A 16,976-nucleotide genomic window follows, 5' to 3' on the forward strand; every position below is an offset into this window, starting at 1 on the left:
CCTTTTCGTCCTTTTTTGGATGGAAAGGATTTTTTTAATTTTTACAGAAGGAGGAAAAAACAAATGAGTGATGAATCTAAATTGTCGATGTCATCAAAATACAATCCACAGAACATTGAGAAAGACCGGTATCGATTTTGGGTCAATGGCAAGTTTTTTGAAGCTACCGGAGATGATGAAAAGGAACCATTTACGATTGTGATTCCACCACCAAATGTAACCGGAAAACTCCATTTAGGACATGCTTGGGATACAACGATGCAGGATACGATCTCCCGAATGAAACGGATGCAGGGATATGACGTATTATGGCTGCCGGGAATGGACCACGCGGGGATTGCAACACAGGCAAAAGTTGAAGCTAAATTGAAGGAACAGGGCAAGAACCGTTATGATTTAGGCCGGGAAAAGTTTCTTGATACCGTTTGGGACTGGAAGGAAGAATATGCTGATTTTATTCGTTCCCAATGGGAGAAGCTTGGCCTGGGACTTGATTATTCCCGTGAACGTTTTACAATGGATGATGGCTTATCTGATGCTGTTCGGGAAGTTTTTGTGACATTATATGAAAAAGGATTAATTTATCGCGGCGAATACATTATCAACTGGGATCCTGCTACAAAGACTGCACTTTCCGATATTGAAGTTGTTTATGAAGAGGTGCAAGGTAAATTTTATCACATGCGCTATCCGATTAAAGATAGTGATGAAACGATTGAAATCGCAACAACCCGTCCGGAAACGATGCTTGGGGATACTGCGGTTGCAGTTCATCCGGAAGATGACCGTTATAAACATCTGATTGGTAAAACGGTTGTGCTTCCAATTGTCGGCCGTGAAATGGAAATTGTAGCGGATGAGTATGTGGACATGGAAATGGGTTCTGGTGCCGTTAAAATTACACCAGCACATGACCCGAACGACTTTGAAATTGGCAACCGGCATAATCTGGAACGGATTCTCGTTATGAATGAAGACGGCTCAATGAATGAAAACGCCGGTAAATACAAGGGTCTGGACCGTTTTGAGTGCCGTAAGCAGATTGTAAAAGATTTGCAGGACCAGGGCGTTTTATTTGAAATTGAAGATCACACGCATCAGGTAGGCCATTCAGAGCGCAGTGGAGCTGTTGTCGAACCATATTTATCAACACAATGGTTTGTTAATATGCAGCCGCTTGCAGATGCATCAATCGAATTGCAAAACAGTGATGGTAAAGTAAATTTTGTACCTGACCGGTTTGAAAGGACATATCTTCATTGGATGGAAAATATACGTGACTGGTGTATTTCCAGACAGCTGTGGTGGGGACATCGCATCCCAGCCTGGTATCATAAAGAAACCGGTGAAGTCTATGTAGGCAAGGAAGCACCTGCTGATATCGAAAACTGGGAGCAGGATGAAGATGTTCTGGATACATGGTTCTCATCCGCATTATGGCCATTTTCAACAATGGGATGGCCGGATCTTGATGCAGAGGATTTCAAGCGGTACTTCCCGACTGATGTATTGGTAACAGGTTATGATATTATCTTTTTCTGGGTTGCCCGCATGATATTTCAGTCAAAACAATTCACTGATAAGCGGCCATTTAAAGATGTGTTAATTCATGGATTAATCCGGGATGCTGAGGGGCGCAAAATGAGTAAGTCACTCGGTAATGGTGTCGATCCAATGGATGTTATTGAAAAATACGGAGCTGACTCACTTCGCTATTTTCTATTGACTGGTTCTACTCCAGGACAGGATTTACGGTTCCATTGGGAAAAAGTTGAAGCAACATGGAATTTCGCAAACAAGGTGTGGAACGCATCACGCTTTTCATTGATGAACATGGAAGGATTTACTTATGAAGATATTGATTTATCACGTGAAAAATCGCTGGCAGATAAGTGGATTCTGACTCGTTTAAATGAAACGATTGAACAGGTAACCAGAAATACGAATAAATACGAGTTTGGTGAAGCGGGACGCCATCTGTACAACTTCATTTGGGATGAACTGTGTGACTGGTATATCGAAATGGCAAAACTTCCTTTATATGGTGAAGACGAGGAACAGAAACAAACAACACGATCAGTTCTTGCCCATGTTTTGGACCAGACGATGCGTATGCTTCATCCGTATATGCCGTTTATTACGGAGGAAATCTGGCAGCAGCTTCCGCATAAAGGGGAGTCCATCACTGTTGCAGCCTGGCCACAGGTAAGACAGGAATTTCATGATGAATCAGCATCAGCTGAAATGAAGCGACTTGTTTCCATTATTAAGGCCGTACGAAACATTCGTGCTGAAGTGGATACACCGATGTCCAAACAGGTTAAGCTTTTAATACAAACCGAGAATGCAGAAATCACTGTTGAATTAGAAAATAACCGTAACTACCTTGAGCGCTTCTGTAATCCGAGTGAGTTAATCATTGATACGGATATTGACGTGCCGGAAAAAGCAATGTCAGCGGTTATAACCGGAGCTGAGCTATTCCTGCCGCTAGAAGGCCTGATTGATTTTGATAAAGAAATCAATCGTTTGGAAAAGGAACTTGATAAATGGACAAAAGAGGTTGAGCGGGTACAGAAGAAGCTTGCCAATGAAGGTTTTGTGAATAAAGCTCCGGCAGCAGTAGTTGACGAGGAAAAGCAGAAGGAGAAAGACTATTTGGATAAACAGTCCAAAGTTAAAGCACGTCTGGAAGAGTTGAAGTCTTAAATATAGTTTGATTCCTAAAAGATTATGGTTTGAGAAGAAATATTTAAGCTTAAAATCCCTCACAAGCCGCCTCCGGAAAGCGAACTGTATAAGGGCTGCGGGGGCAGATAGCAACAAACTATACAAAAGAGCCTAAAAGGAGCGAGGTTTACATATTCCCGCTCCTTTTTATATATGCAACGTATTCAGCTAAAATATTTTTATCACTTACAGCACTCAATGTTCTGGATCCAACAACATCTTCTATTTCATTAAAAAGCATCCCGCCATTGTTATCAATCAGAAAGTCAACCCCGACCATACCAAAATCAAATTCCTGAATTATTCTATTTATCAATTTTTTTTCGCAATGATTTAGGGAGTACCATGTTGCCGAACCACCCAATTTATAATTTGAACGGAAATCAGACTTGCTTTCCCTGAGTACAGCACCGATTATCTTATTTCCTACTACAAAAACTCTGACATCCTTTCCAAGCTGCACATTTTTCGTTGACTGAATAATTAATTCCTGTGCGGAAACATCAGCAAAATATTTTTTCCATTCCTGCTGATTGTTGATTAAATATACTTGGTTGCCACCCCTGCCGTCATTTTCTTTAACAACGAACGGAAAATCCATTGGAGGAGTCAACAACAGATTTTTTCTTTTAACAAAAATCGTATCAACCATGGGGATGGAAAGCTTATTTATGTGAAAATGTGTTAATGCTTTATTATTGCAAAAGCTTGAGATGGAAGACGAGTTGTAAACAGAGATTCCCATTGATTCCAGCAATTTGTTCAGCAATGGTTCAATTGTTCTGATAACAGCAAAATCCGGAAGCTGAACAATCAAATTTTTATGGAATATTGTTTGTTTGTTTTGTATAATCCCCACTGTCAGTTCTTCCCGTAAAACCAGTTCAAGTGAAATGCCCTGTAATCGTGCCTCATCGATAAACCAGTCGATATAGGATTTGTTCGTTTCTGCATCTTCCCGGCTATAAATTAACCAGCCTCTTTGATTCATATGGACCTCACTTTCCTATCTTTTTCAATATGTAATCAATCATATAATCAGCCACATTGATGCCTGTACAATCAAACATATTTCGTATGTGAGCATTTGAATTCACTTCACAGATAATTGGCGTGTTGTTTGGACCAAATAGTAAATCTACGCCAGCAAAATCCGTACCAATTGCTTTTGCTGCAGCAACAGCAATATTCTTTTCTTCGATGGAAGGCTGATATTTCTTCATCGTTCCGCCGGCAGTAACATTTGCCCGGAAGTCATTTGAGGCATGGCGTGTCATCGCTGCCACTACATGGTTACCAACAACATGCAGACGCATATCCGTTCCGTGGCTTGAATGAACATACTCCTGCAGCATAAATGGTTTTCCGTGAAGTTCACGGACTTTTGCAAACATCTCTTCAATCGTATGTACAAGATAAACCTGTTCACCAAATGAACCAAATGCTTCTTTAATAATCATCGGGAAACCAAGGTCCTCTGTCGCATTTTGAAAGTCTTTCGGATTGAATTGTGATGTTTTTGCAAAAATTTTTGGTGCAATAATTGTTTTAGGAACGGGCAGTTTTTCTGCCGCCAGCATTTGATAAGTCGCAATTTTATCATCACTTTTCTCAATTGATTCAGCATTGTTAAATACTGGAATCCCCATTAGTTCAAGCTGTTTTGCAAGATAGATATCCTTATCGGTAAATACAACAAAATCAGGCTTCTTTGTCTGCTGCGAATTAAGTAGTTCAAGTTCCCCGGTTGACAGCAAGGGAAGAAGTTCATTATTTTTATAGATTGATGTTGAGATATTTCGCTTATGTGCAGCTTCCTGGATCCATTCCGCAAAATCAAGAAATTTATTTCCTGGTAAATACCCGTTATATATTATCCATCCATGTAGGTCCAATTTACGACTTCCTTTCATTCCAATTACTGATTGTTATTGATATACTAATTTAGATGCTAAATTAAAAGAAAAGCGGTGTAGCGAATGTTCGAAAACTTTCAGCAGGTAGAATCATTTTTCCAAAGCAGGACAAAGCATGGGATGAAACCCGGCTTGGATCGCATTCATAAACTGCTTGAGATGCTTGATAACCCGCAGAAAAAGGTCAAAGCTATTCATGTTGCCGGGACAAACGGAAAAGGATCTACCATTCAATATATAAAAAATGCATTATTATTTAATAATTACCGTGCCGGTGTCTTCACATCCCCCAGTCTGGATGGTCTAAATGGATATATTTTTATCGATAATAACACGATAACGGAAACCGATATTCTAAGATATATGAATGAAATCTCTCCCTGCATTCAACTATTGGATGATGAAAACAATCATCCTACTGAATTTGAAATAATTACTGCGATTGCATTTATGTATTTTGCAGAAAATGTTGATATTGCATTGATTGAAGCAGGAATGGGAGGTAAACAAGACACGACGAACTGTTTCCTTCCTATATTATCTATTATAACAAATGTCGAGCGGGATCATATTGCTTTTTTAGGTGATACGTTTGAATCGATTGCACATCACAAAGCAGGGATAATCAAAGCAAACAGACCGGCTATTATAGGGGAGATGAGTGAAACTGCCAGGGCAGTTATCTCACATGAAGCTTCTATGAAAAATGCCCCATTATACGAACTAAATAAAACCTTTAATTACTCAGTAGTAAGTGATAAACACCAAACCTTTGTATGTACCGCATCAGGTACCGGGAAGAATTTAAAAATATCCATTCAGGCAAATGGCAGCCATCAAATAAAGAATGCCTCTATAGCAATGATGGCACTTGAATTATTGCAGGGTAATGGTTTTATTTTAAGCCTGGAAAAAATTCAGCAAGGTTTATTTCATACGCAAATTCCCGGTAGATTCGAAGTTATTCACAAAAATCCCGATATTATTTTAGATGGTGCACACAATCCAGCTGGTATAAAGGCCTTTGTAGAAACTGTTGAGACAAATTATAAAGACATGGAAAAACATCTTATTTTTGCTGCATTTAAAGACAAGGACCTGAAGCGAATGCTTAATCAATTAGACAATACTTTTTCTTCTATTACTTTAACGACATTCGATCATCCCCGGGCAGCCAGCAGTGAAGAACTGCATAAATTAACAAATCATCAGAATACAAACGTAATTGATGATTGGGAACATGCTGTCAAGGTAATCTCTTGTCAAAATAAAGATGTGTGCTATTTTATAACCGGATCACTGAATTTTATTGCAAAAGTTAGAAAATACTTTGAAACAAGCTATAAAGTATAGTAAGATAAAATTATCTGAAATTTTTAATTCCATAGGTCTTTAGTCATACTTTAAACTGTTTCCTTATTGGAAAGTTTTTCTGATAGGAGGTGTATTAACAAATGGTATCTAAGCGGAAAAAGGTGGCGATTTGGGTATTATGGGCTATCGGATGGCCTTTGGTGTTATGGTTTTCTTATGAGTATTATTATTTAAATGTGAATCAGCAGCTAATAGATATATTTTTATTTGCGTTGCTTATGGGTATTGTGGCCTGGTTTCCAATTACGATTAAAGATAATCCGATTTTCTTTGTAAATGGAATTAGTATCGCGGTCTTTCTTGCATTTGGACTTTTTGTGGAAATATTGTTAACACTAATTGCTATTACTATTGTATTTTTTAAATTACGCGTGGGCAAAAAAGATAGTTTTCGCTATCCCTTGAATATGTTATTGTTTTCAGTTGTATCTTTGACTGCAGCTGGTGTTTTCAGGTTACTTGATGGCAGTCATGAATCAATACGTGTCCAAAGTGAAGAACAAATTCTGGCAATCTTCGGATATGCAATAACTATTTTTATAGTAAATACGTTGTTCAATAAATTGCTGGGTAAATTCCTGTATAATCGAGATGTTAAAATATTTGACGAAGGGCTGAGGTGGGAACTCACTTCATCGTTGTTAATCATACCCGTTGGATTTGTTCTATTTATTCTGTATACCGAGATCGGACGTGCAGGAATTTTCTATTTAGGTATTCCATTTGTGTTTATATCGATTATTTTAATGCTTTTATATTCTTATCAGGAAATTAATCGTTTTCTGGAAAAAACAGGTGAGATTGGTCATCAATTGACTAAACGGATGGTACTGAATGAAGTATATGATGTTTTCATCCATGAAATCAGTGATTTGATGCCAATTGACTATGCCTATATCTATATTGTTGATGGAGATAAACTGCAGTTGGAAAGATTTCATGATGTAATGCAAAAGTCTGATCCATTATTTGACTCACTTGAACGAAATGAGGCCTTCAGTGGAAAGGTTTGGGCAGATGGCGAACCGCTTTTATACAAACAGGCTTCGGAATGGTCAACGGTAAGAAGCAGAAAAATACATCATAATATCGAGAGTGTGCTGTCTCACCCAGTGGAGTATGGTAATAATACTATTGGTGTTGTAACGGTTGAGTCAAATAAGAAAAGAGCTTTTGAAAAACTGCATTTTCAAATCCTGGATATTTTAACAAATTATTTAGGTGTAGCAGTTGAAAATGCGAAGAATTATGAATTAACCAAGTCTCAAAGTGAGAAGGATGGGTTAACCCAATTATATAATTATAAATATATGGAAAATCTGTTGGAGAACCATTATACATCATTAATTCAAAACGGCAGTATGAACGACTTCTCCGTTCTGCTATTAGACCTGGATTATTTTAAAAGTGTTAATGATACATATGGGCATGAGGCCGGAAATGAGGTGCTTTGTCAGGTATCTGAACGCATTAAAATGCTGGTTGGTAATCAGGGAGTAGTTGCAAGGTATGGAGGAGAAGAGTTTATCGTATTTCTTCCGTTTTCCGGTCAATTTGAATCAACTCAAATTGCTGAACAGATAAGGACTTTAATCTCAGGGCAACCATTTATTGTTGATAAGCATATGTTTGACCATAATGATGAGGTAAGTATCTCTGTAACTGTCAGTATAGGTGTTTCCGTGTACCCGATTCATTGTGAAACACCTGATGAACTAATTCGTCACGCAGACCGGGCAATGTATATTGGAGCAAAAAGAAAAGGCAGAAACAGAGTTGCAGTTTACGAAGAGTTGAAAACAAACTGACGGAACGGGGCTGTGACAAAACGAAAACGTTTAACACAAAAGAAGAATAATGCACGAATTAAGCGGAGGGAATATACGCAGACTCCCACACTTTTGTACCAACCTCGTTATTTGTTTGATATTACAATTTTATGTTGAAAGGTTTTCTGTGAGAGTGACAATAATCGTCTTACTTTTTGCTAGTCATATGCTAGAGTAAAACAAACTGGCATATGGAGGGGAAACGGTTGGCAAAAGATAAGAAGATTACTGTGTGGATGAATGGCAAAAAAACAAAGATAACTCGAAAAGACGACTTTGATGAATCATATCCTATTAAAGAGTTCAGTAAAAAAGATGCAGCTGCCACATTAGAGGATTCAAATAGTAATGAAGTTCCTGCGTTTGTCAGAAGTTACAGCCATGACGACGAGAATGAGAGATTTTTTGGTCGAAAAGGCAGGTTCAGCATATTTAAACCAATAATTTTCGCTTCGGTTTCTGCAATTATAATTGGATCCATTTTAGGTCTTTTCATGTTAAGTATGTTTGTTGATATTGATAATAGCCTAAGCCAACAGGATAATAATTTACCGGCGATGATAGACGAGGAGGATAATAAAAAGGAAGAAGATGAAAATAAAGAATCCGATAGTACGGCTGTTTCTGCAGTTACAATGGATGCAACAAATGCGTTTGTATTACAGGCAGGAAAGTTTGGGAATGAAGCGAATGCCAAAGAAATGGCAAACACTTTTAATCAATCTGGTTTCTCAGTAATGGTCTGGACTAAAGATAATTATAGTTATGTGTTTGCCGGAATTGCTAATTCCAAACAACTGGCAAGTCAGCTTACCACTGAATTCAGTGAACAACAATTGGAAGTATATGTGAAAGAATGGACTACAGAGTCTTTTGAGCTTCAATTGAATGATGATGAGAAAAAATGGCTTCAATCCTACAAGAAGCAATGGAATGAATCGCTGGTGGCTGTGAGTAAAGAGGAATCCATTTCAAAAGAAGACTGGAAAAATGTAATAGATTCAACTCCCGAAAAATCAGATCGTTTGTCCGGTTTTACTGATTTTCTGAAAAAAGAACTCAATAATATTGGACAAGCAGGTAAATGGCAGGAGCAACGCATATTGTTGAATTTGTGGTATCAATTACATGAAAAGGCAGCGAAGTAACTATACACTGTTTAATGAAAATGGACAAATCATTGCTTTTGTATTTTGAATGGCAAAATATATTCGAAAATAGCATTTTACTCCGGTAAACTTTTAAAAAACAGACGATGAACCAACCGCCAAAACAGATCTTTGTTAAGTTGTTCAAATAAAGCTGAACCGCTAATATGAATGTAACTTAACAAGGGAGGACTGTTAATGACAACATCGACTATTATGATTAAAGACGTACCTAAAGAAGATCGGCCGCGTGAACGCTTAATTAAGTTAGGTTCATCAAATTTATCCAACCAGGAGCTTCTTGCAATACTTTTGGGAAGCGGTACAAAGGACGAATCGGTAATGACATTATCCAATCGCGTTTTGATGCATTTTGAAGGACTGAATTTACTGAAGGATGCTACGATTGAAGAACTGACTGCCATCAAGGGGATTGGAACTGCAAAAGGTGTATTACTTCTTTCCGCTTTGGAATTAGGCCGGAGATTGAGTCAATACAAACCAAATGAGAAATACGTTATCAGGTCCCCCGAAGATGGAGCAGATTATGTAATGGAGGAAATGCGAGGCCTGAACCAGGAGCATTTCGTTGTATTATTCTTAAATACAAAAAACCAAATCATCCACCGTCAAACTATTTTCATCGGCAGTTTAAATGCTTCCATTGTACACCCGCGTGAAGTGTTCAGGGAGGCGGTAAAGCGATCTGCTGCCTCAATCATCTGTGCACACAACCACCCCTCCGGAGACCCGAGCCCATCCCAGGAAGATATCCATGTGACAAGAAGGTTAGTTGAATCAGGTAAAATGATTGGAATTGAATTATTGGACCATTTAGTCATCGGTGATCGTAAATTTGTTTCATTAAAAGAAAAAGGATACCTATAAACACTATCTATTTTTTTATTTTTTTCGTATAATTATATAGAGAACTAACATGACAGCGCCAGTTTTCGTTTTTTTTATTGAAAATGGCGCTTATTGTTATTAGGAATTTACATGTTGTTATTTACTATAGTGGGAAAAAAGTTTAAAATTATGCGTTAGAGTTAAATTGCAACACATAAGATAAATAGGTATAGTAAAGCTACATACAACCAATGAATTGCTATTTGGAAAGGAAGATTTTTTTGGCTGGATTCAGTTTTTCACAGGATTTGGGGATAGATTTAGGTACTGCAAATACACTTGTGTTCGTTAAAGGAAAAGGTGTCGTTGTCCGCGAACCTACTGTTGTTGCTAAAAATATTGAAACAGGGGATATTGAAGCAGTTGGGAGTTCAGCACGTAACATGATTGGGCGAACTCCCGGAAATATTTCTGTAGTAAGACCAATGAAAGATGGTGTTATTGCAGATTACGATACGACCGCAGTAATGATGAAGTATTATATTAAAAAAGCAATGAGAAATCGTTCCATGTTTGCTAAGAAACCCAATGTAATGATTTGTGTACCATCAGGAATCACGATGGTTGAGGAACGTGCCGTTATAGATGCTACGAAGCAAGCAGGAGCGAAAGATGCTTTTCCTATTGCCGAACCATTTGCAGCAGCGATTGGGGCCGGCCTCCCTGTATGGGAACCAACTGGAAGTATGATAGTCGATATAGGTGGAGGAACTACGGAAGTTGCTGTAATATCGCTTGGTGGAATAGTCACAAGCCAATCGATTCGTACAGCCGGTGATGATATGGATGAGGCAATTACCAGCTATATCCGTAAACATTATAATTTAATGATCGGTGAGCGGTCTGCGGAATCGATCAAAATGGATATTGCTACCGCCGGGGAAGCAGCAGATGATGTGGAGATGGATATTAGAGGTCGTGATTTACTTACAGGTTTACCAAAAACGATTACGATTACCGCAAAGGAAATTGCAGTTTCACTGAAGGATACAGTTGAATCCATTATTGATGCAGTTAAAAATACGTTGGAGAAAACCCCTCCGGAATTGGCTGCAGACATAATGGACCGTGGTATTGTTTTGTCTGGAGGCGGATCTCTTTTACGAAATTTAGATCAAGTAATTAGTGATGAGACGAAAATGCCTGTATTTGTTGCAGAAGACCCATTGGATAGTGTAGCAATCGGGACAGGTAAATCATTGGAATACATTCAGCACTTCCGATCCCATCCGAATGTATCATCTCGTCCTACCATTGAGTAAGTAGGTGTTTTCATGCTACTGTTCCGCAAAAAAAGATTATTCATCCTGTTAATTGGAATTATCATTCTGGTTGCATTGATCGGGTATTCGCTGCGAGATCGGGAAAACCTGACGATGCCTGAACAATTTATAAAAGATACAGTCGGATGGGTTCAGAATGTAATACACACTCCAGTTAATTACGTGTCAAATATCTTTACAAATATTAATGATATCCGGAATACGTATTCTGAGAATCAAGTGTTACGAGAGAAATTGGCACAATATAAAGGTCAAATATATGAATTACAGGAAATGAAAGAAGAAAATGAGGAACTGCGTAAAATGCTAGAGAAAACTGAATCGATCCGGGATTATAATCCGATTCAGGCAACGGTTATGTCCAGATCACCTGAGCGCTGGATTGAGCAGGTGACCATAAACAAAGGACTGCAGGACGGTGTTAAAGAAAATATGGCAGTTATTACAGCCGAAGGGATGGTTGGTAAGGTCCAAATCGCCTCCCAGTTTACATCTACTGTTCAGCTTCTTTCCGGATTCGATCAATTTAATCGGATATCAGCATCCATTTCCAGGGAAGAAGGGAATGATATCTTTGGATTGATTCAGGAATTTGATGATGAAACTGGTCATTTACTATTTAAAATAATTGAAGAGTCTGATCAGGATCTTAAAAAGGGTGAATTAGTCTTTTCTTCCGGTAAAGGCGGGGTTTATCCTGCTGGGTTATTAATTGGAACTGTAAAAGAGGTTAAACCCGATCAATACGGGCTGACCCGAACCGCATTTGTCGAACCGGCAGCAGACCTATACGAAATAAATAATGTTATAGTTGTTGATCGTTCAGTTACGGAAAGTGGAGCCAAAAATGAGTCCGGGGAGGAAGAACAATGAATCGGCTGTATATACCATTGATTCTATTTTTCTTTCTCGTGCTGGAAGGTGTTGCACTTGAATTGCTTCCGGCTTCCCTGGTAACGAATGAATTGATCATCGTCCCTCATTGGGTCTTTATATTTTTGTTATTTCTGGCAATTTTTTATGACAGAGAGAACACATACCTTTCCGTTTTGTACGGTATAGTGTTTGGGTTGCTGATTGACATAGTTTATACGGGTGTTTTAGGTGTTTATATGTTTTCTTATGCCGTGATAATATATATCATACATGGTCTTACAAAAATGCTGCATGCGAATTTCTTTGCAGTCATATTACTTGGAGTTGCCGGTTTGGTACTAACCGAACTTTCCATCAATACTATTTTTTCAGTAGTTGGGATAACCGAGATGGTTTGGAAAGATTATTTGCTGTACCGAATGATCCCTACATTGATTGCCAATTTATTGTTTCTACTCGTATTGTATCCGCTTATGACAAGACGGATTGCAAGCTGGGGAGATGAACGATTTTCCAAAAACACCACTTTTTAATATTGCTTGATGTCAGGGTGAATTATTGAGGTGAACTTATCGTGCTTGACAAAAGACAAAAAATAACGATTAAAGGAACAAAAGATGGACTGACGCTGATTATTGATGATCAATGTTCCTTTGATGAAGTATTGGCTGAACTTGGTATAATACTTGCAGAGAATAATCCAAGACAGGACGAGCCTGCCGTTCCGGTAACAGTGAAATTAGGTGACAGGTATTTAAATGACGAGCAAAAAGACGAATTGAGTGAGCTGATAGGTCATAAAAATCGCTTTACTATTCAATCTTTTGATTCCAATGTTATTCGAAGAGATGAAGCATTAACATGGAAAGCGGACAGCGACGTTAAAGCGATTAATAGAATAGTAAGATCCGGTCAGGTTTTGGAAGTGGTCGGGGATTTGTTGCTGATAGGTGATGTGAATCCCGGGGGAAAAGTAGTTACAACAGGAAATATATTCATTATGGGAAATCTTCATGGAATTGCACATGCTGGATCAAATGGTGATCGTAAGGCGATAATTGCTGCGTCCTACATGAAACCCAGCCAGCTACGAATAGCAGATTATATAAGCCGTGCTCCGGATTATGAATCTGACGGAGTTTATATGGAATGTGGCCTCATAGATGAAACGCAGGACAAAATTATCATTGATCGCCTGCAGGTACTTTCACGTAAACGAAACGATTTAAGCGGGTTTGAAAGGAGAATGCATAATGGGTGAAGCAATTGTAGTTACTTCTGGAAAAGGGGGAGTCGGCAAAACTACTTCGACTGCAAATATCGGTACTGCACTAGCTCTCATGGACAAAAAGGTTTGTTTGATTGACACGGACATAGGTTTACGGAATCTTGACGTAATTATGGGTCTCGAGAACCGTATAATCTATGATATTGTTGATGTCATAGAGGAACGCTGCAAGCTTAAACAGGCGTTGATTAAAGATAAGCGGTTTGAGTACTTAACACTTTTACCTGCAGCACAGACAAGTGATAAATCTTCTGTAACAACCGATGGGATGAAAAAAATCATTGATGAACTGAAACAGGAATATGATTATATTATTATTGACTGCCCGGCAGGAATCGAACAAGGCTTTCAAAACGCGATTGCTGGTGCGGATAAAGCTATTGTGGTGACAACACCTGAAAAATCCAGTGTCAGAGATGCAGACCGAATAGTTGGATTACTGGAAAAAGAGGATATTGAACCTCCAAAACTATTAATCAATCGTATTCGTAATCATATGATGAAAAATGGAGATATGCTTGAGATTGAAGATATCGTCCAAATTCTTTCGATTGACCTGCTTGGAATTGTAATTGATGACGATGAAGTAATTAAAGCATCCAATCATGGGGAACCTGTTGCATTTCAGCCTAATTCCAAAGCTTCCATTGCATACCGTAACATTGCACGAAGAATATTGGGTGAAACAGTTCCATTGCAATCATTGGAAGATGAAAAAGGGATGTTTAAGAAAGTAAAAAAGTTTTTCGGCATGCGTTCATGAATACCGTGAAAAAACACGCAGTAAGCCACATCCAGGCTTACTGCATGTTTTTTATTAGGCGGTTTTCTTAAATATTGTCTTTTTGGCTGTTTTCGTATAGGTTGTTGCTGTTAGTTAGCAGTTGACATAAAATGCGAACTACTTTAAAAACAGTTGAGAGTAAAAACACCGCTGCGGAAATACACTTCGCTTTCCGTGGGCGGCTGCCCGGCCCTCTTCGTGCTTACGCACTCAGATGTCTCATCTAGGCCTTTCCTCCCACAGGAGTCTCAGCGTATTTCCTCCGCTAAGTTTTTGCTTTTAACCATCTGGTTAGAGTAAGATATTTAAACTTACCAAACCAGCAGCTGGAATATGAGAAATTCCCCGAAAAGTAAAACCACTTTTTTATGCGATGTGCCACTGTCCAGCTTTCCTTGTCAACTAGAAGGTTGGGACATAACGAAAACGTGTAACAGTAAAAACGAACAACGCACGAAACCAGCGTAGGAAATATACGTAGACTCCTGCGGGAAGAAAAGCCTAGGTGAGACTACGAAACGCGATAGCGATTCGGAGGCTCACCAGCTTCCCGCGGAAAGCGGAGTATATTTCCGGAGCGGTGTCATAGCACTCAACCGTAGTTCGCATTAAATGGAAAATGTGAAGTAGGGTTTCGAAATGGAGCAAATAGAAACTATATATGCGAAAGCAGCCTTTGGATAACATATCTTTGCCGGAACTCTCATACACTTGTACAAATGCGTGATGAGGGTTGTGAAAATAATGAACAAAGGAATTAAAAAAGTAAGGAAATCTATTAATCAACGGAAAAAACTGAGGGGATTAAATTCAAAGGAAACAACATCAAAACAATTTTGGCCATCCTTTCCTCAAGAAGAAGAAAAGCACGGCTATTTTCCAACTTTTACCGATAGTACGGTTCAATCTAAAGACAGAAGCAAACGAATTTCCGGATTTGCAGTTAAAGGAATATTATCGGTTATGCTCTTCCTGGGGGCGGCATTGCTGTTTCAATCAGAAGCAGAATTGGTTTCCAAACCAAAAGAGTGGACAGGCAATGCATTGACTGAAGAATTTCCGTTTGCAAGTGTCAATCAATGGTACCAGGAAACGTTCGGAGCACCAATGGGATTATCGCCAAATCAGGATAGTGATACTGGAGATGGACAACCACTTGCACTTCCTGTATCCGGCGATGTTTCTGAAACATTTCAGACAAATGGAACTGGTATCATGATATCTCCTGAATCAGCTACAGGAGTAACGGCATTGCGGGATGGTGTGGTAATTTTTGCTGGAAATGACAGGGAGACAGACAGAACTGTGATTGTTCAGCATGCCGACAACAGCAAGACTGTCTATGGTCATTTGAGCAGTATTGATGTTCATTTATATCAGTTTGTTGACGGGAATCAAAAACTTGGTGATTTTGAGCCAACCGCTGAAAATGATACCGTTTATTTTGCGATTGAAAAAAATAATTCATATGTGGACCCTGTTCAGGTGATCAAAGTTGATGACTCTCCATAAATTTATACCATCAATTCACATTCATCCGATATTATTAGTGTTTATTATCATTTCGTTTTTTACTGGTACATTCACAGAGCTCATGATTATAGTAAGCATTGTACTGTTCCATGAGCTTGGTCATTTTATGGCAGCAAAATTGTTTAATTGGCGTATTAAAGGAATTATGTTATGGGTGTTTGGTGGTGTGATGGATACTGATGAGCACGGTACAAGGCCGCTGCATGAGGAAATGATCGTTACAGTTGCAGGTCCGATTCAGCATATATTTATTTATGTGCTGATATTATTTTTTTCGCTGGATTCATCTGCAGTACCTTCGTCCATCATTGATTCGGTTCTTTTTTACAACACTGTCATTTTAGTATTTAATTTATTGCCAATTTGGCCACTTGACGGTGGAAAATTGCTTTTTCAGGTACTTTCTGCAATACTTCCATATCGAAAGGCTTATAATTATGTTATTCTATTTTCTATATGTACAATTGTTATCTTATTAGTTGTACAATTATTTTTTATACCGTTTACGTTAAGTGCATTTGTTCTTTTTCTGTTTTTGTTCATGGAGAACAGGGGTGACTGGAAAAGGAGATATTATGTATTTATTCGTTTTTTGCTGCGGCGATATCAGGGTGAAACATATGTAAAAGGAATTCGCCCAATAGAAGTACCGCACCACATCTTTCTAATGGATGTATTCAGCCATTTTCACCGTGAAAAAAAACACCCGATCTACATTGCATTTCCTGGAGGTGTTCGGCGGTCGATTGATGAAATGGATTGTCTTCACAGTTATTTTCATGAACAAAATTACATGAAGTCAGTTGGTGAAATTGCCAGTCAGATACCATGAAATTCAACAGTACAGCTTGACAAACACTTATATAACATGGTAACATCTATACGTTATTCATCGTAGCACCAGTGCTACAACCGCGCAGAGCAGGTTCTAAATTCGATGGAACGGATACCTGCAATGGCGAGTCTTAGTTAATTAAGGAGGTGCAGGTATGTACGCAATCATTGAAACAGGCGGTAAACAAGTAAAGGTTGAAGAAGGACAGGAAATTTACGTTGAAAAAGTCACAGCAGATGCAAATGACGCTGTTACATTTGACAAAGTTCTTTTTGTAGGTGGAGACGATGTTAAAGTTGGTGCTCCATACGTTAGCGGTGCAACAGTTACTGCTAAAGTTGAAAAACATGGCCGTCAGAAAAAGGTTACTGTTTTCAAATATAAGAGAAGAAAGAACTACCATCGTAAACAAGGTCATCGTCAGCCATATACTAAATTAGTTGTTGAAAAAATTAATGCATAAAGGTTTGG

The 16,976-nt window shown here is 38.6% G+C and carries 15 protein-coding genes and 2 other annotated features (1 of these 17 only partly in view); of the genes, 13 read left to right on the plus strand and 2 right to left on the minus strand.

Annotation, left to right across the window (positions count from 1 at the left end; genetic code table 11):
* Nucleotides 1-16: a binding site (T-box leader), on the plus strand (it extends 222 nt beyond the left edge of the window).
* A 47-nt stretch (nucleotides 17-63) separates the two neighbouring features.
* Nucleotides 64-2,709 (plus strand): valine--tRNA ligase, encoded by a 2,646-nt coding sequence (locus G6R02_RS06730; protein ID WP_164668470.1) that lies wholly within the window; start codon nucleotides 64-66, stop codon nucleotides 2,707-2,709.
* 148 nt (nucleotides 2,710-2,857) lie between these two features.
* Here G6R02_RS06730 and G6R02_RS06735 read toward each other — a convergent pair whose 3' ends face one another.
* A complete protein-coding gene (locus tag G6R02_RS06735) occupies nucleotides 2,858-3,721 on the minus strand; it encodes an ATP-grasp domain-containing protein (RefSeq protein ID WP_164668471.1) in 864 nt (287 codons plus the stop codon).
* A gap of 7 nt (nucleotides 3,722-3,728) precedes the next feature.
* Nucleotides 3,729-4,625 (minus strand): ATP-grasp domain-containing protein, encoded by an 897-nt coding sequence (locus tag G6R02_RS06740; RefSeq protein WP_164668472.1) that lies wholly within the window; start codon nucleotides 4,623-4,625, stop codon nucleotides 3,729-3,731.
* Between the two features lie 153 nt (nucleotides 4,626-4,778).
* On the opposite strand from G6R02_RS06740, the gene G6R02_RS06745 reads away from it, so the two are divergent.
* The 12 genes from G6R02_RS06745 to rplU all read left to right on the plus strand — a co-directional run bounded on the left by G6R02_RS06745 (nucleotide 4,779) and on the right by rplU (nucleotide 16,968).
* The gene (locus G6R02_RS06745) at nucleotides 4,779-5,999 is read left to right on the plus strand and encodes a bifunctional folylpolyglutamate synthase/dihydrofolate synthase (RefSeq protein WP_246202527.1); all 1,221 of its coding nucleotides are present in this window, start codon (nucleotides 4,779-4,781) and stop codon (nucleotides 5,997-5,999) included.
* A 101-nt stretch (nucleotides 6,000-6,100) separates the two neighbouring features.
* Nucleotides 6,101-7,828, plus strand: a complete 1,728-nt coding sequence (locus G6R02_RS06750) for a GGDEF domain-containing protein (RefSeq protein WP_164668474.1) — start codon at nucleotides 6,101-6,103, stop codon at nucleotides 7,826-7,828.
* 227 nt (nucleotides 7,829-8,055) lie between these two features.
* Nucleotides 8,056-8,997 carry an SPOR domain-containing protein gene (locus tag G6R02_RS06755; protein ID WP_164668475.1) on the plus strand — a complete coding sequence of 314 codons (942 nt, stop codon included), beginning with the start codon at nucleotides 8,056-8,058 and terminating at the stop codon, nucleotides 8,995-8,997.
* A 198-nt stretch (nucleotides 8,998-9,195) separates the two neighbouring features.
* Nucleotides 9,196-9,885 (plus strand): RadC family protein, encoded by a 690-nt coding sequence (gene radC / locus G6R02_RS06760; protein WP_164668476.1) that lies wholly within the window; start codon nucleotides 9,196-9,198, stop codon nucleotides 9,883-9,885.
* A 242-nt stretch (nucleotides 9,886-10,127) separates the two neighbouring features.
* On the plus strand, nucleotides 10,128-11,168 hold the full coding sequence (locus tag G6R02_RS06765; protein WP_281347102.1) for a rod shape-determining protein: 1,041 nt from the start codon (nucleotides 10,128-10,130) through the stop codon (nucleotides 11,166-11,168).
* A 12-nt stretch (nucleotides 11,169-11,180) separates the two neighbouring features.
* The gene (mreC, locus tag G6R02_RS06770) at nucleotides 11,181-12,062 is read left to right on the plus strand and encodes a rod shape-determining protein MreC (protein WP_164668478.1); all 882 of its coding nucleotides are present in this window, start codon (nucleotides 11,181-11,183) and stop codon (nucleotides 12,060-12,062) included.
* The gene (gene mreD, locus G6R02_RS06775) at nucleotides 12,059-12,598 is read left to right on the plus strand and encodes a rod shape-determining protein MreD (RefSeq protein ID WP_164668479.1); all 540 of its coding nucleotides are present in this window, start codon (nucleotides 12,059-12,061) and stop codon (nucleotides 12,596-12,598) included. The genes mreC and mreD overlap by 4 nt, the downstream gene beginning before the upstream one ends.
* A gap of 41 nt (nucleotides 12,599-12,639) precedes the next feature.
* Entirely contained in the window at nucleotides 12,640-13,326 is a 687-nt protein-coding gene (gene minC, locus G6R02_RS06780) for a septum site-determining protein MinC (RefSeq protein ID WP_164668480.1), read from the plus strand.
* Complete coding sequence (gene minD, locus G6R02_RS06785; protein ID WP_164668481.1) at nucleotides 13,319-14,116, plus strand: septum site-determining protein MinD; 798 nt, start codon at nucleotides 13,319-13,321, stop codon at nucleotides 14,114-14,116. Before minC ends, minD begins: the two co-directional genes overlap by 8 nt.
* Nucleotides 14,117-14,881: 765 nt before the next feature.
* Nucleotides 14,882-15,649 (plus strand): M23 family metallopeptidase, encoded by a 768-nt coding sequence (locus G6R02_RS06790; RefSeq protein ID WP_164668482.1) that lies wholly within the window; start codon nucleotides 14,882-14,884, stop codon nucleotides 15,647-15,649.
* A complete protein-coding gene (locus tag G6R02_RS06795; protein ID WP_164668483.1) occupies nucleotides 15,636-16,502 on the plus strand; it encodes a site-2 protease family protein in 867 nt (288 codons plus the stop codon). Before G6R02_RS06790 ends, G6R02_RS06795 begins: the two co-directional genes overlap by 14 nt.
* A 68-nt stretch (nucleotides 16,503-16,570) precedes the next feature.
* Nucleotides 16,571-16,646: a sequence feature (ribosomal protein L21 leader region), on the plus strand.
* A 13-nt stretch (nucleotides 16,647-16,659) separates the two neighbouring features.
* The gene (rplU, locus tag G6R02_RS06800; protein WP_164668484.1) at nucleotides 16,660-16,968 is read left to right on the plus strand and encodes a 50S ribosomal protein L21; all 309 of its coding nucleotides are present in this window, start codon (nucleotides 16,660-16,662) and stop codon (nucleotides 16,966-16,968) included.
* Nucleotides 16,969-16,976: the final 8 nt, after the last annotated feature.

This window comes from Virgibacillus doumboii (assembly GCF_902806455.1).
Classification (GTDB): Bacteria; Bacillota; Bacilli; order Bacillales; family Amphibacillaceae; genus Lentibacillus; species Lentibacillus doumboii.